At 35.1% G+C, this 14,909-nt stretch carries 13 protein-coding genes and 1 tRNA gene; 8 read left to right on the plus strand and 6 right to left on the minus strand.

What is annotated here, in order from left to right; genetic code table 11:
- Window position 1: 1 nt before the first annotated feature.
- On the minus strand, window positions 2-628 hold the full coding sequence (locus ACH2CJ_RS16895) for an NAD-dependent epimerase/dehydratase family protein (protein ID WP_394994269.1): 627 nt from the start codon (window positions 626-628) through the stop codon (window positions 2-4).
- The gene (locus tag ACH2CJ_RS16900) at window positions 625-1,188 is read right to left on the minus strand and encodes a TetR/AcrR family transcriptional regulator (protein WP_394994272.1); all 564 of its coding nucleotides are present in this window, start codon (window positions 1,186-1,188) and stop codon (window positions 625-627) included. The genes ACH2CJ_RS16895 and ACH2CJ_RS16900 overlap by 4 nt, the downstream gene beginning before the upstream one ends.
- 159 nt (window positions 1,189-1,347) lie before the next feature.
- Between ACH2CJ_RS16900 and ACH2CJ_RS16905 the strand changes: the two genes are divergently transcribed.
- Window positions 1,348-2,415, plus strand: coding sequence for an arginyl-tRNA--protein arginylyltransferase (locus ACH2CJ_RS16905; protein ID WP_394994274.1), 1,068 nt, complete (start codon window positions 1,348-1,350; stop codon window positions 2,413-2,415).
- 89 nt (window positions 2,416-2,504) lie between these two features.
- The gene (locus ACH2CJ_RS16910) at window positions 2,505-4,145 is read left to right on the plus strand and encodes an ABC-F family ATP-binding cassette domain-containing protein (protein WP_394994277.1); all 1,641 of its coding nucleotides are present in this window, start codon (window positions 2,505-2,507) and stop codon (window positions 4,143-4,145) included.
- Between the two features lie 82 nt (window positions 4,146-4,227).
- On the opposite strand, the gene ACH2CJ_RS16915 is transcribed toward ACH2CJ_RS16910, so the two are convergent.
- Both ACH2CJ_RS16915 and ACH2CJ_RS16920 read right to left on the minus strand, forming a co-directional pair.
- A complete protein-coding gene (locus tag ACH2CJ_RS16915; protein ID WP_394994280.1) occupies window positions 4,228-5,571 on the minus strand; it encodes a trigger factor in 1,344 nt (447 codons plus the stop codon).
- Between the two features lie 66 nt (window positions 5,572-5,637).
- A tRNA-Leu gene (locus ACH2CJ_RS16920) sits at window positions 5,638-5,719 on the minus strand.
- 292 nt (window positions 5,720-6,011) lie between these two features.
- Here ACH2CJ_RS16920 and ACH2CJ_RS16925 point away from each other — a divergent pair.
- The 5 genes from ACH2CJ_RS16925 (at window position 6,012) to ACH2CJ_RS16945 (ending at window position 11,514) form a co-directional block, all read left to right on the plus strand.
- Window positions 6,012-8,264 (plus strand): RelA/SpoT family protein, encoded by a 2,253-nt coding sequence (locus ACH2CJ_RS16925; RefSeq protein WP_394994302.1) that lies wholly within the window; start codon window positions 6,012-6,014, stop codon window positions 8,262-8,264.
- Window positions 8,265-8,290: 26 nt separating this feature from the next.
- Window positions 8,291-8,827: a hypothetical protein gene (locus ACH2CJ_RS16930; RefSeq protein WP_394994282.1), complete on the plus strand. Its 537-nt coding sequence runs from the start codon at window positions 8,291-8,293 to the stop codon at window positions 8,825-8,827.
- A 248-nt stretch (window positions 8,828-9,075) separates the two neighbouring features.
- Window positions 9,076-9,543: a Fur family transcriptional regulator gene (locus ACH2CJ_RS16935; protein WP_394994285.1), complete on the plus strand. Its 468-nt coding sequence runs from the start codon at window positions 9,076-9,078 to the stop codon at window positions 9,541-9,543.
- A gap of 59 nt (window positions 9,544-9,602) precedes the next feature.
- Complete coding sequence (locus ACH2CJ_RS16940) at window positions 9,603-10,883, plus strand: adenylosuccinate synthase (protein ID WP_394994288.1); 1,281 nt, start codon at window positions 9,603-9,605, stop codon at window positions 10,881-10,883.
- A gap of 85 nt (window positions 10,884-10,968) precedes the next feature.
- Window positions 10,969-11,514 carry a hypothetical protein gene (locus ACH2CJ_RS16945; RefSeq protein ID WP_394994290.1) on the plus strand — a complete coding sequence of 182 codons (546 nt, stop codon included), beginning with the start codon at window positions 10,969-10,971 and terminating at the stop codon, window positions 11,512-11,514.
- On the opposite strand, the gene ACH2CJ_RS16950 is transcribed toward ACH2CJ_RS16945, so the two are convergent.
- Window positions 11,502-11,879 (minus strand): VOC family protein, encoded by a 378-nt coding sequence (locus ACH2CJ_RS16950; RefSeq protein WP_394994293.1) that lies wholly within the window; start codon window positions 11,877-11,879, stop codon window positions 11,502-11,504. The two genes, ACH2CJ_RS16945 and ACH2CJ_RS16950, sit on opposite strands and share 13 nt — an antisense overlap.
- Before the next feature lie 94 nt (window positions 11,880-11,973).
- Between ACH2CJ_RS16950 and ACH2CJ_RS16955 the strand changes: the two genes are divergently transcribed.
- Window positions 11,974-13,752, plus strand: coding sequence for a DNA polymerase III subunit gamma/tau (locus ACH2CJ_RS16955; RefSeq protein WP_394994296.1), 1,779 nt, complete (start codon window positions 11,974-11,976; stop codon window positions 13,750-13,752).
- A 14-nt stretch (window positions 13,753-13,766) separates the two neighbouring features.
- On the opposite strand, the gene ACH2CJ_RS16960 is transcribed toward ACH2CJ_RS16955, so the two are convergent.
- The coding region (locus ACH2CJ_RS16960) for an ABC transporter substrate-binding protein (RefSeq protein WP_394994299.1) at window positions 13,767-14,909 on the minus strand (1,143 nt) is incomplete at its 5' end.

Consider the following 14,909-nt stretch of genomic DNA (forward strand, 5'->3'; position numbering starts at 1 on the left):
ATCAAGGTGTTCTTTGGACATCTAATTCTTTCTTTATTTTTGTTTTCGCACTACAAAAATATGAAAGAATTTTTTTATGCTCTTTGGACAACCTACCTATTGGGTAAATCCAAGTAACATATTTGTAGTACGAAAGTGTATTTTTTAAGCCTTTTGTTGGCAACATAAATGCTGGTCGGAAATTATAAACTGCCTTAAAAGGTAATTTTATTAAATCGTTTTCGGTTTTACCCTTCACTCTTGCCCACATGCTACTACCTTTTTCTGTACTATCTGTGGCCGAACCCGAAATATAGCAAAATGTCATTTCTGGATTTACTTTGCTTAATTTTTCAGCAAAATTGAGTGTTAGTGTATGTGTCATCTTGAAATATTCAGGCTCTTTCATGCCAACTGACGAAACACCCAAACAAAAATAACAAGCATTATAGTCTCTTACTTGATTCAAAATAGGAGTAATATCAAAAAAATCTTGATTAATAATTTCCTTCAGTTTTGGATGATTTACACCACAAGGTTTTCTGCCAATAACTAAAACCGCTTCAATGTCAGGATGTTGTAAAGATTCGTGCAAAACGCCTTCTCCAACCATGCCCGTAGCTCCCGTAATAATTGCTTTTATTTTCATTTTTTTAATTCAATCAAGTCCCAAATCATTTCAAAACCTTGTTCAATTATATCTTGTTGTTGTTCAATGGCTTGCGTCGAAACGTATTGATAAATGCCCATAATTTGACTATTGACGAGCGTGAAAATCAAATCAGTTGGCATATTTTTAATCGCACCCTTCGCTTTTCCTTGTTCAATAAATTCGGTGTGCATTTTTGTTTGTTCGAGCGAAACTTCTGCTGGAATTTGAGACAAATGGGGCGAAAAATGTATTTGTTGAATATAATGAAACTTATCTTTATTAGATAACGCCCACAAAATCGTGTTGAAATAAATCTTTTTTGCAGTATTTTTTATATTATCATTAGCTTCAAGTTTTGACATCAATAATTGATTCAATTCATTTTTTATATTTACATAAACTTCTTTAATTAGGGCTTCTTTTGTAGCAAAATAATGAAAAAGTGTGCCATTCGCCACGCCTGCTTCTTTCGCTATTTTGCTTGTAGGAGTGCCATGAAAGCCAAATTCAACGAAAAGTTTAAGGGCTGTATTGAGTATTTTTTGTTCTTTGTTCATAATAGATTGACTAATCACTCTACAAAAGTATTTGTATTTTTAATATTATCAAACAAAATTTCCATTATGATTTTTAGAAATGGCTTTAAACAGTGTATTATTGGTTTTTAAACCTTTTTTTGTCACTTTTGCCTTATATTTTCACAACTACCCAACCAAATGCTTGTAGAATTACTTTACCCAGAGTCGCTAACCAACGAAGAACTTGATGTTTACCTTGCCAGCGGGTGGTTCAGAATGGGGCAGTCTATTTTTACGACAAATTTTCTGAAATTTCATAACATTTTTCATAGTTCAATATGGCTAAGAGTTGATTTATTGAGCTTTGAAACAACTAAGTTTCAGCAGAAAATGCTGAGAGCAAATGCAAAGTTTGAAGTACAAATTCAGCCATTAATACTAACTCTTAATCAAGAAAATCTTTTTAGCAAATACCGAAATCATGTTACGTTCGATGCTGCTCCATCAGTGCAAAGTCTGCTTTTTGGAGAAAAATCAGTAACTAATATTTATAATACGTATGAAATAAATATTTATGATAATGGCAAACTGATAGCCGTAGGATTTTTTGATTTAGGGCTACAGAGTGCCGCTGGAATATCGTGTTTTTATGATTCTGACTACAAAAAATACAGTTTAGGCAAGTATTTGATGTATTTAAAAATGGATTTTTGCAGAAAACAGGGTTGTTCTTTTTTCTATCCTGGGTATTTTGCCCCAGGCTATCCGTTGTTTGATTATAAGTTAGATTTGGCAAAACCATCACTTCAATACCTCGATTTGGTAGCGGGTGCTTGGTTTCCTTTTGACACATATTCCCCAATCCAAATTCCGTTTGAAGTGATGTGCCGCAAACTAAGAGAATTGGGTAATTATTTAGACAAACGAAACTTCAAATATCAATTTCAATACTACGATTTTTTTGATGCCGACATGATTAGCAACCTCAATGGTTTGGGGCTGTTCGACTATCCAGTTTTTTTATTCTGCTCCCAACTCGACGACAGCCTGTTTATCCCGATGGTTATATTTGATGTGTGCGAACAACAATTCCATTTAATTCTTTGCTCTCGTGTTTACGAATCTGTCTTTACCGAAAGCAAACCAGAGCATTACAATGCTTATTTGCTACAAATTGCTCGATATTTATACACAGGTGAGTCAGTTGAAGAAATGGCAGACGTGATTGAAATGTGTGGACGAGAAATGAAGAGTTTAGAGTTATAAATGACTATTTTGCTCCTAATAATTAATACTGCAAATCTTAAAATCATTTTAATCCTGTTGTATCTTTGCACTTCATTTAAAAAAAGAGTATGATTTCAGTAGATAATGTAGCGGTTGAGTTTAATGGTGGAACGCTGTTTAGTGATATTACTTTCAACATCAACGAAAAAGATAAAATAGCCCTCATGGGCAAAAATGGAGCGGGAAAATCTACTTTGCTCAAAATTATTGCAGGAGCAGATAAACCCACTCGTGGCAAAATATCGGCTCCAAATGATGCAGTAATTGCCTATCTACCGCAGCATTTACTCACGCAAGATGATAGCACGGTTTTTGAAGAGGCATCGAAGGCTTTTTCGGTGGTTTTGGATATGAAAAAAGAGATGGATGAACTCAATCACCAACTCGAAACCCGCACCGATTATGAGTCAGATGCGTATATGAATATTATTGAAAAAGTCTCTGAACTCAGCGAAAAATACTATTCAGTTGAAGAAGTAAATTATGATGCTGAAGTAGAAAAAACGCTTTTGGGAATGGGTTTTCAACGCTCAGATTTTATTCGTTCGACCTCCGAATTTAGTGGAGGTTGGAGAATGCGTATTGAATTGTGCAAAATTTTGCTTCAAAACCCCGATTTGATATTACTTGATGAGCCAACCAACCACTTAGATATTGAGTCGATTCAGTGGTTAGAAGATTTTTTGATGAATAATGCTAAAGCGGTCATTGTTATTTCGCACGATAGGGCTTTTGTCGATACAATAACCAATCGTACTATCGAATTGACAATGGGTCGCATTTATGACTACAAAGTAAATTATACACAATACCAACAACTACGAAAAGAACGTCAGGAACAGCAGCAAAAGCAGTTTAATGACCAACAAAAAATGATTGCCGACACGCAAGAATTTATTGACCGATTTAAAGGCACTTACTCAAAAACGCTTCAGGTACAGTCGAGGGTAAAAATGCTTGAAAAATTGGATATTGTGGAAGTTGATGAAATAGATTCTTCGGCACTGAGTTTAAAATTTCCGCCCGCACCTCGATCAGGAAATTATCCTGTAATTATAGAAAATGTTAGTAAAAGGTACGGCGATAATTTAGTTTTTAAAGATGCGTCATTGACAATAGAGCGTGGCGAAAAAATTGCTTTCGTAGGTCGAAACGGCGAAGGGAAATCTACTTTGGTAAAAGCCATTATGTCGGAAATTGATTTTGAAGGTGATTTGAAATTAGGACATAATTCGATGATTGGCTATTTTGCCCAAAATCAAGCGTCTCTTTTAGATGAAGATTTGACGGTTTTTCAGACCATTGATAATATTGCAGTAGGTGATGTACGTACCAAAATAAAAGATATTTTGGGAGCATTTATGTTCCGAGGTGAGCAAATCAATAAGAAAGTGAAGGTTTTGTCGGGCGGAGAAAAAACACGTTTGGCTATGGTAAAGCTTTTGCTCGAACCAGTAAATTTATTGATTTTGGATGAGCCTACCAATCACTTAGATTTAAAAACTAAAGATATTTTGAAAGATGCCCTCCGAGCTTTTGAAGGTACAATCATCTTAATTTCTCACGACCGTGATTTCTTGGAAGGATTGGCAACCAAAGTTTTTGAGTTTGGGAATAAACGTGTAAAAGAGCATTTTGAAGATATTACGGGTTTCTTGCGTAATAAGAAAATGGAGAATTTAAGAGAGATTGAGAGAAAAGGGAAGTAATGATAAATTGAAGATTAAAAAATAGCACAAAAAAATCCCCCAAGATTACTCGAGGGGGATTTTTTATAATGCTATTGCCTAATTAGGCGTAAACCGTTTCCGCAATTTTGTTGAATTCGTCAACCTGAATGTTTTGTTTTTCAATGGTAATATTCGCTTTCAAAAACTCACGAATTTTCTTACCATAAGCACGGTCAGTATAGCGACGCACGGCATTGTCTTTGTTTTCTTTTAAAGTTTTGCGAGCCATTTGGTCAATCATATCTTCCAAACCTTCGTACGAATATGCTCCAAAATAATTACGCATTTCAGCTTTTACTTCATCTACGATGTCAGTATATTCTAATTTTACATCATTTTTTGCCGAAACTTCGTTACGAATCAAATCCATGCGTAAACCTTTCGCAAAAGCATCAAAATCCTTTTCGATGTCTTCAACTGTAAATTTGCCTTCATTGATATTGAACAACCATTTTTTCAAAAACTCATTTGGTAATTCGATATGAATATTGTCTAAAAGTGTTTTTTCTACTTCAAAATCAAGCAAATAATCACTTTCACGAGCATAATTTTCTTTAATAACTTTACTAATTTCAGCTCTAAATTCAGCTTCGTTAGTTGCTTTTCCTTCGCCAAGAGCTTTGTCGAACAATTCTTGGTCAATTTCTGATAAAGTTGAACGAGAAATTTTTTCAACTGTCAATTCAAACTCACCACTCAAAGCAGCTGCCTCTTCTTCTGTTTTACCAGTAGCAAAGCCTAAATCTTTAGTATTTGAAAAAATTGACTGAATATCAAATTTCACGCTGCTTCCTTTTTCCAAACCTTTGAAAATATGGAACGCATCATCCGATACACGACCAGTCGGAATTGATGCATCTTTTACATCAAATTCTGTTGATTCTTGCTTCAAAATCCCAAAAATCATATCTTCTTTCTCAACTTCTTCTGCTTCGGTGTCTTTTCCAAAACGCTTACGAACATCTTCAATTGCCTCATTTATTTTGTCTTCCGATGGATCAATATCGTAAGTTTTGATAGCAGGAATTGCAGACAAATCTACTGAAAAATCAGAGGCTGTACCTATTTCGTATTCAAACGAAAACTCCTTTTGATTATCCCAATCAATATTCTTTGCTGCTTCATTATCAGGCAATGGGTCGCCAACTACACGTAATTTATTATTGGTTATATAATCGTTTACAGTTTTTGAAACCATGTTGATTACTTCATCAACTAAAATACTTTTTCCGTGTAATTTTTGAATATATTCTTTCGGAACCATTCCTGGGCGAAAGCCTTTTACTTGAGCAGTTTTGCTGTATTGCTTAATTTTCTTATCAACTTCGGGCTTGTAGTCTGCCTCTGTGAGTGTTACTTTTAGTCTGCCTTCGGTAGAAGAAATTCTATCTAATGTAGTTTCCATTTAGGATAATTTATTTGTAAAATTTAAAAAACCCTCTGACCATGCAAGGTTCAGAGGGTTAAGTCGTACGGGCGAAGGGACTCGAACCCCCACACCTTGCGGCACCAGATCCTAAGTCTGGCACGTCTACCAATTTCGCCACGCCCGCATTTCAACTTGGTAGTAATTTATTAACATTTTGTACGCTTGTCAATACAATTAACTACTAATTGGGCTGCAAAGGTAATGAGTTTTTCTTAATCTGTCAATCGAAAAATGAAAAATATTTTTAATCGCCTTCATATGTTACTTTCTTTCACCAAAAAAACATTGTTAAAGTTTTATTTTTGCTTTATCCAGCAAAAACATTTGTTCCTACAACAGCAATTATTAACTTAGTGTTAAGAATATAACAAAACAAAGATATAATTTTGGAAGCAGCGATTGAGAAAATTGATAGTATGGCGGAAGAACGCCGCTCGAAAGAATCAATGATTGATTTAGAAAAAGAAAAAACTGAAATTTTGGCGAAGTATCGGCAATTGCTCAGGGCTGCAAAACCAGTGCTGAAAGATAATGACGCTAAATTAATAAAAAAAGCTTTTGAAATTTCGATGGAAGCCCATAAAGATATGAGGCGAAAATCGGGCGAACCTTATATTTTTCACCCTTTAGAAGTTGCTCAAATTTGTGTTGAAGAAATAGGTTTAGGTGCTACGTCGGTAATATGTGCTTTGTTACACGATGTGGTGGAAGATACTGATTTGACGCTTAAAGATATTGAGCGGGATTTTGGAAAAAAAGTTGCTCAAATTATTGATGGTTTAACAAAAATTTCAGGAAGTTTTGAGCAGGGAACTTCAGCTCAAGCGGAAAACTTCCGAAAAATGTTGCTTACTCTTTCGGAAGATGTACGAGTAATATTGATAAAACTCGCCGATCGAACGCACAATATGCGTACTTTGGGCAGCATGGCTCGCAACTCTCAACTCAAAATTGCCCACGAAACTATTTTTATCTATGCTCCACTTGCCCATCGTTTGGGGCTTTACAAAATAAAATCAGAACTCGAAGATTTATACCTTAAATATACCGAGCCAGAAGTTTATAAAGACATTGCCAATAAACTTAAAAGTTCAAAAGCTAACCGTGACCGCTTCATTGATAGTTTCATTAATCCTCTTCAAAAAAAACTTAATGATGCTGGACTGAATTTTGTTATAAAGGGTCGTCCAAAACACATTTATTCTATTTGGAACAAACTCAAAACGCACCATACCTCTTTCGAAGATATTTTTGATTTGTTTGCTATTCGAGTAATTTTAGAAGGAATTCCTCCCGAAAAAGAGAAATCTGCTTGTTGGCAAGCCTACTCAATTGTTACTGATGAATATAAGCCGAACCCTGACCGCTTGAAAGATTGGATTTCGATTCCAAAAGCCAATGGTTATGAGTCGCTACACACAACCGTTATGAGCCAAACTGGGCAATGGGTTGAAGTGCAAATTCGTACCGAGCGAATGGACGAGATTTCGGAACGAGGCTATGCAGCTCATTTTAAATATAAAGGAAGCGATACTTCGGTTGAAGCCCCACTTGACCGTTGGATAAATCAGGTGCGTGAAACCCTCGAATCGGGCGATAAGTCAGCAATTGAGTTTTTAGAAGATTTTAGAGGGAACTTTTATAACGAAGAAGTATTTGTTTTTACGCCCAAAGGCGACCTAAAAGTGCTACGAAAAGGAGCAACGGTGCTTGATTTCGCTTTCGAAATTCACACTGATATTGGTAAGCGATGTACAGCAGGAAAAGTCAATAACCAGTTAGTGCCTATTAGTTATGTCATGCAAAATGGCGACCAAGTAGAGATTCTGACAACTAAAAACCAAAAACCTTCGGAAGATTGGCTTAGGTTTGTTACAACTTCCAAAGCCAAAGCTCGTATTAAAGACTTACTGAAAGAAGAAAACAAAGTTTATTTTAGTGATGGAAAAGAGATAATTGCCAAGCGTTTCAAGATTTTGGGACTTGAAAATAACCTCGAAACACTCAATCAACTTCGGGCATATTTTAATAAGAAAGACTATAATGACCTTTATTATAGTTTCGGGAAAGGCTATATTCATTCTGACGAAATAAAAAAGTTCAAATCAGACCGTGATGCCCGAATAAATAAGCAAGCCAAAATTGAGATTGATAATAAGGCTTTTATTGATGCCAAAAGTTTTGAGAAAGAAATAAAAAAGGTAAAAGGTGTTGATACTCTTTTTATTGGCGACGATTTTCAATCCATCGATTTTACTTTGGCTCGATGTTGTAGCCCGATTCCAGGAGATGATGTTTTTGGTTTCCTGACGGTTAATGAAGGTATCAAAATTCACCGAAATTCTTGTCCAAACGCTCAACAATTACTTTCACAATATGGCAATCGAGTTATAAAAGCTCGTTGGTCGTCGCAAGTTGCAAAGGCATTTGTAGCCAGTATTCATCTTGATGGAATCGACCGAATGGGCATGATTCAAGATATTTCAAAGATAATATCGAGTGAATTACATATAAATATGCGTTCTTTGGCAGTTGATACAAATGATGGTATCTTTACAGGAGATATTAAACTATACGTAATGGATACCCGACATTTAGAAACATTGATGCTCCAGTTGGAAGCTATTGAAGGCATGAACCAAGTTACTCGTGTGGATTCGGAACAGTAAGCAATTTTTCAGTTAAAAGTTTTCAAATGAAAAAAAATCTTCTATTATTAATTATCCTATTTTTTAGTTTTAATAATATTTTCGCCCAAAAAGCAGACTCTTTGTATGCTAAGCGGGTTTTCCTTGCTACTAATATTTATAAAAATGGCATAAAGCTATCGAATGCTAAAGTAACAAAACTTTATAAAGACACTTGGCAGCCAAAAATAAAATATAAATGGTCTAATATTTTGAAACCAATTGGCCCAGTGGTGGCACTAGGTGGTATAGGATTAGCAGTTGTTGCCCTCAAAGGAGTGGATGCCACGGCTGTAATTGACGGCAAAAACGTTGATTATAAAATAAGAAGTTTATCAAAACTGTTAATGGGCATTGGGCTTGTTGTGGGTGGTTTAAGCATGGTTGAATCTTCCAATGAACTTGCCCAACATTCGGTAGATATTTATAATTCGATGTTAAAACCTGTTAAAAAAGTAGGTTACAGGCGGCACTCATCTATTGATAAAATAAAATTTGGAATAACACCGAGCAATGCCATTGGGTTTTTTATTTCGCTAAAGTAATTGATATAGTTTTTTGTAAAAGCACTGGCTAAAATCAGTGCTTTTTGTATTTATTAAAGAAAAGTATTGATTGAAAAACAAGTATTAATTACCTTAAAAAGGCGTAGTAACCAGTTGTTTTTTTGTTCAAAAACAGAATCAATAAGCTATCAACGATCGACTATTAACTATCGACAGTTTATAAATTGGTACTTAGTTATTTTCTTTGTAATTTTGCTCGAAAATCACAGTGAAACCCAGCAAATAAAATGGTTCCAAACGCATCAAACTTTGATTCGGCAAAAAGTATTTTTACAGCTTACTTAGAGACCAAGCAGCTCCGAAAAACGCCAGAAAGATATGCCATTTTAGAAGAAATATACTCTCGAGACGACCACTTCGAGGTGGAGGATTTGTATATTTCAATGAAAAACAAAAAATACCAAGTAAGTCGTGCAACAGTTTATAATACTTTAGATTTATTGACCGAATGTGATTTGGTAACGAAGCATCAGTTTGGTAAAAATCTTGCTCAGTACGAAAAATCTTATGGAAACCGCCAGCACGATCATTTGATTTGTGTTGATTGCCACAAAGTATCCGAATTTTGCGACCCTCGTGTGCAGAATATCCAATCAATGGTAGGTGATATGCTTAAATTTAAAGTGATGCACCACTCGTTAATTTTCTATGGCTCATGCGAGAGAGAAAATTGTGAAAACAAAGTACTACAATAAATGAATTTTGAACGCTAATTGCCAATAGATAAAACTAATGGCCCAACTTTAATAAATAAATGATTGATATTCTTTTAGGCTTACAATGGGGCGATGAAGGCAAAGGCAAAATTGTTGATGTGCTTGCCCCTGATTATCAAGTAGTTGCACGTTTTCAAGGCGGACCAAACGCTGGACATACGCTTGAATTTAATGGTAATAAACATGTACTTCACCAAATTCCATCAGGCATTTTTCGCCCTGATTGTTTGAATATTATTGGTAATGGAGTCGTGCTTGACCCAATTATTTTCAGAAAAGAAATTGATGCTTTAGCAAAGTATAATCTTGAATTGCGTAAAAACTTAGTCATTTCTAAGAAAACTGCAGTAATTATTCCAACACACCGTTTACTTGATGCGGCTTATGAAAAAGCCAAAGGTGATGCAAAAATTGGCTCAACTTTAAAAGGAATTGGGCCAGCTTATTCTGATAAAGTAGCTCGTCAAGGTTTGCGTTTGGGCGATATTCTTTCGCCTAATTTCAAGAAAAAATACCAAGATTTGGTTGCAAAACACACACAAATCTTAGATTTTTACAATTTTGAATATGATTTGACGGAAGCCGAAAAAGACTTTTTCTCTGCCATTGAATTCATCAAAGAATTTGATTTAAGAGATACTGAATATATTGTAAACGATTCGCTGAAAAGTGGGCAAAGAATATTGGCTGAAGGTGCTCAAGGCTCATTGCTCGATATTGATTTTGGTTCATATCCTTTCGTAACAAGCTCAAATACAACAGCAGCGGGGGTTTGTTCAGGTTTAGGTGTTGCTCCGAATACAATTGGAGAAGTTTTTGGAATTTTCAAGGCTTATTGTACCCGTGTAGGAAGTGGCCCTTTCCCAACGGAATTGAAAGACGATTTAGGCGAAAAAATCCGTCAAGAAGGTCGTGAATTTGGGGCAACAACTGGTCGTCCACGTCGTACTGGTTGGTTAGATTTACCAGCTTTAAAATATAGTATCATGCTCAACGGCGTTACGCAATTGATTATGATGAAAGCTGATGTTTTAAACTTCTTAGACGAAGTAAAAATCTGTACACATTACCGTTTGCCAGACGGAACTATCACTGAGCAAATGCCTTTCGATTTGACAGATACGGACGTTGAACCAATCTACAAATCTTTCAAAGGATGGGAATGCTCGCTCGAAGGAATGCGTACTTTCGACCAAATTCCTGCTGAATTGGCCGATTATGTTAGTTATTTGGAAGACGTACTAGAAGTGCCAATTAGCTTTATTTCGACTGGGCCAGACCGTGAAGCATTGATTTTGCGTGAAGCACTGGCTGTATAAAGAAGTTGAGTCTCAAAAATTCGTAACTCAAACGTGCCATATTTTACAAATGTGGCACGTTTAGTTTTAAATCGATTGACTTTTTATGAATGCTAATTTAGCCAATTACCTTTTTGATAAAGAAATCCTCTATCGAAATTCTGTTACTCAAGAAAAAGCAGTAATTGAAGAACAACAAGTAGTTGTAGCTGAAAAACCAATAGTTATTCAAGAAAAAATAGCTTCTCAAAAAGAAAAAATCATTAAGTCTTCACTGCCATCTTTAATTCTAAAAAGTAAGGTTCTGATTTTAACCGAATCTATTTCTGACAATGAAAAAGCATTTTTAACAAAGATCCTGAATGCTGTTGGTTTATCTTTAGACCAAATTGATTTGATAGAGTTGAATAAAGTACAAACTATTGATTATCAGTCATTTATTGCTCTGAATACGACTAAAAAATTTATCAGTTTTGGCGTAGGTTTGGGCAAATTAAACTGGGATGTGCTACTAAATATTTACCAAATAAAAAATGTTGCTGCAATAGATTATTTACTTTCCGACGAACTCCGAATCGTGGAAGCTGACCTAAATTTGAAAAGAAGGCTTTGGGTAGCTTTGAAGCAAATGTTTGAAAATTATACTACTTGAAATAACTCAATGAAATGTCCATCTGGGTCATTCAAAAATAATTGGATTGCCCCATCTGGACGAAGTTTGATTGGTAGATATTTTATGTTTTTTTCTTGCAAATATTTTTCAGCAATTGTCATATTATCTACTTCTAAAGCAAAATGATTACTTCGAATAGGTGTCCAATTAGATTCGGGTTCACGCCCTATTAAGTGCAATTCACGCCCTTCTCCTAAATCAAACCAAAGTACTGGATAGTCGAATGCAGGTGGAGAAAGTTCATGTAAATCAAGCACTTGGGAATAAAAAAGCCTACTAATTTTCAAGTCAGATATTTGTAAAGCTACATGGTTGAATGCTTTTATACTTAATTTATTATCCATTTTAATCTTTTATTTATCTGCACAAAAGTAAATAAATCAAACGATTCTTTCAGTCAAACTTCTGACTAATTCCATTTTTTTTGTAACTTGCATCATGGAAAAATTTGTGGTTTCAGCACGAAAATATCGTCCTATCACTTTCGATGCAGTGGTTGGACAGTCGCATATAACTACTACTCTTCAAAATGCTATCCGCACCAATCATTTGGCTCAAGCATTTTTGTTTTGCGGCCCTCGTGGTGTGGGTAAAACAACCTGTGCCAGAATTTTGGCCAAAACCATTAACTGTCAAAATCTTGTAGAAGACATCTCGCCTTGTAATGAATGTGAGTCTTGCAAGAGCTTTAATAATAATGCTTCGTTCAATATTCATGAATTAGATGCAGCTTCCAATAACTCAGTCGAAGACATCAGAAATTTGACTGACCAAGTTAGATTTCCACCGCAGCACGGAAAATATAAAGTTTATATCATTGATGAGGTTCACATGCTTTCGACATCGGCTTTCAATGCTTTTTTAAAAACTTTAGAAGAGCCGCCTAGTTATGCAGTTTTTATTTTAGCAACCACCGAAAAACACAAAATACTTCCGACTATTCTGAGTCGTTGCCAGATTTTTGATTTTAATAGAATTCAGATAAAAGACATTGCCGACCATTTGGCAAATGTAGCTAAAAAAGAAGGTGTAAGTGCTGACTATCAAGCACTTGAATTGATTGCACAAAAAGCGGATGGAGGTTTACGTGATGCTCTCTCAATGTTTGATTTGAATGTTACTTTTTCTTCGGGTTCAACAATTACGTATCAAGCTGTCTTAGAAAACTTACATATTCTTGATTATGATTATTATTTCCGAATGGTTAATTCGTTGGCTTTGGGGAATGTTTCAGAAGCGTTTTTATTGTATGATGAAATCTTAGAAAAAGGCTTCGATGGACACCAATTTGTAGTTGGCTTGAACGAACATTTTCGGAATTTAATGGTGAGTAAAGACCCACAAACTGTCAAGTTACTGCAAGTCGCTGAGTCGATTCAAAGACGATATTTAGAACAATCTGCCAAATTATCGTTGGGTTTGATATTTTCGGCTTTGAGTATAGGAAGTCAGCTTGATATAAATTATAAATCTGCCAAAAATCAACGTCTTCATATTGAAATAGGCTTGATGAAACTCTCACAAATTCAGCAAGTATTGAATCTAAGTGAGCTACCCAATAACGGGGACGAAAAAAAAAACACTAATGGAGTAGGAGAGAAAGCAACTGTTGTCGAGAAAAATAATCCTATTCCAAATACGACTCCGATTGAAACCACACTTGCTCCAGTTTATGTTCCGCCAGTTTTGGGAAATATATCTCAAGTAAAGGAAAGTCCAGTTGCTGTACCTCAACCTGTAGTTCGTCGGTCATTGAACTCTTCTAAGTTAAAATCAACGGTTGATTTGGAAACTGCTGTGTTGAATCCAAATATTGATGCTACACAAAGCATTGATAGTCAAGGGAATATGGTAGTTTACAGCGAGGTGTTTACTTTTGAAACATTACAAAAGGAGTTGCATTTTTTTGCAGATGTTCGTGACAATGAAACGCTTAAAGTAATGCTTAAACGTGATTTTGAGTTGGAAGGAACAACGTTGAAGCTGCAATTAGATAATCAAATTCAGTTGGATACCTTGACCCAAATAAAACAAGATTTAGCAGTACATCTCAGACAAAAACTTCGCAATTCGGCGATTCAAATTTTTGCAGAAATTGTAGAATCTACTACCGAACGTCGCCCATATACTGCTCAAGAAAAATTTGAATATTTGGCAAACAAAAACCCTGCTTTATTAGAATTAAGAGAAAAATTAGGCTTAGAATTAGTGTTCTAATAAAGTTTCATTTTTTACCTCGCCACTTCAATAAACCTTCCATCTTGGTACTTAATGATAGGCACAATTTTGTTTTCGTTAGAACCGTTGGTGTAGTCAAAACCATCAAGTACGTAGCCTTGTGTATATTCAATCATATCTAAATTGTTACGCAGTTTATTTTTGCCTGAATTCAACATTCTACCGTAGAAAAGAAGCATATCATATCCCCAACAACCATAGTAAGAGGGAGCAATATTTTGGTCATTGATATAACTACTACGAAAATTTTTGACCTCTTCTTTTTCTCGATTTATATAATCTAATTGTATTAAGTATAATTGACGATTGAAAATTCCAAGTGAAGAACCTTCAAAATCGAAAGCAGAAGAAACTGCCATAATTGGTACTGATACTTTCTTTTTGTCTAAGGCATTAATAACTTTTGGCCCGAAAGAATTATCACTGCCAGAAATAAAAATATGCCCTGGTTTACGCTTCAAATCAATGTTTTCAATGGTCGAAAATCGCTTAATCTCAATTATTTCTATACCACTTTCCATAGCTTTGTCACGGTAGATATAGGCAAATGTAGAATCTTTTCGAGTATTTCCGTAGTAAATAGCTACTGAGCGAGAAGTATTTTGTGAATTAATATAATCTAATGCCTTCAAAGCTTGCATTTCGTAGGAAGGCGAAGCCAAAAAAGTTGTTTTGTCGTTAGTAATTAATTGGCGATTGTTTGATAAAGGATGAACCTGTACAACTTGGTTTGATTTAGCAAAAGCATTCGCTATTTTATTAGCTTCAGGGTATAAAGGCCCTACCAATAAATCTACTTGGGTAAAATTTCCACTATTAATTAATTCGGTAATTAAACTGGCATCACGTTCAATATCAAAAGTAAATAAATTGATGTTTATTTGCTCTGTTTCTAATTTTTCCTTTGCTAATTTCATACCCGCATACATATCATAAATATATTGATTTGCACGGTTGCTTTTAGTGGGATCAAACTCAAAAAGTCGAAAAGGGAGTAGAATAGCAACATTTATCGCTCCGTTATTTTCTTTCTTGGGGGCAACTTTTTTTGGTGTATTATTTGTTATTTCTAAATTGAATTGATTGGTAAGTCGGTCAGAAAGTTCTAAATCTTCACGACTGGCAAATTTGCTTTT

Origin of the sequence: Emticicia sp., from assembly GCF_043780375.1 — a bacterium.
In the GTDB taxonomy this organism is placed as follows: domain Bacteria; phylum Bacteroidota; class Bacteroidia; order Cytophagales; family Spirosomataceae; genus Emticicia.

Bases quoted from the DNA above. Each gene is read 5' to 3' on its own strand.
- ACH2CJ_RS16930 (WP_394994282.1), top strand. From the start codon at position 8,291: ATGAAAAAAAATCTTCTATTATTAATTATCCTATTTTTTAGTTTTAAT.
- ACH2CJ_RS16955 (WP_394994296.1), top strand. From the start codon at position 11,974: ATGGAAAAATTTGTGGTTTCAGCACGAAAATATCGTCCTATCACTTTC.
- ACH2CJ_RS16945 (WP_394994290.1), top strand. From the start codon at position 10,969: ATGAATGCTAATTTAGCCAATTACCTTTTTGATAAAGAAATCCTCTAT.
- ACH2CJ_RS16950 (WP_394994293.1), bottom strand. From the start codon at position 11,879: ATGGATAATAAATTAAGTATAAAAGCATTCAACCATGTAGCTTTACAA.
- ACH2CJ_RS16915 (WP_394994280.1), bottom strand. From the start codon at position 5,571: ATGGAAACTACATTAGATAGAATTTCTTCTACCGAAGGCAGACTAAAA.
- ACH2CJ_RS16935 (WP_394994285.1), top strand. From the start codon at position 9,076: ATGGTTCCAAACGCATCAAACTTTGATTCGGCAAAAAGTATTTTTACA.
- ACH2CJ_RS16900 (WP_394994272.1), bottom strand. From the start codon at position 1,188: ATGAACAAAGAACAAAAAATACTCAATACAGCCCTTAAACTTTTCGTT.
- ACH2CJ_RS16895 (WP_394994269.1), bottom strand. From the start codon at position 628: ATGAAAATAAAAGCAATTATTACGGGAGCTACGGGCATGGTTGGAGAA.
- ACH2CJ_RS16910 (WP_394994277.1), top strand. From the start codon at position 2,505: ATGATTTCAGTAGATAATGTAGCGGTTGAGTTTAATGGTGGAACGCTG.
- ACH2CJ_RS16925 (WP_394994302.1), top strand. From the start codon at position 6,012: ATGGCGGAAGAACGCCGCTCGAAAGAATCAATGATTGATTTAGAAAAA.
- ACH2CJ_RS16940 (WP_394994288.1), top strand. From the start codon at position 9,603: ATGATTGATATTCTTTTAGGCTTACAATGGGGCGATGAAGGCAAAGGC.
- ACH2CJ_RS16905 (WP_394994274.1), top strand. From the start codon at position 1,348: ATGCTTGTAGAATTACTTTACCCAGAGTCGCTAACCAACGAAGAACTT.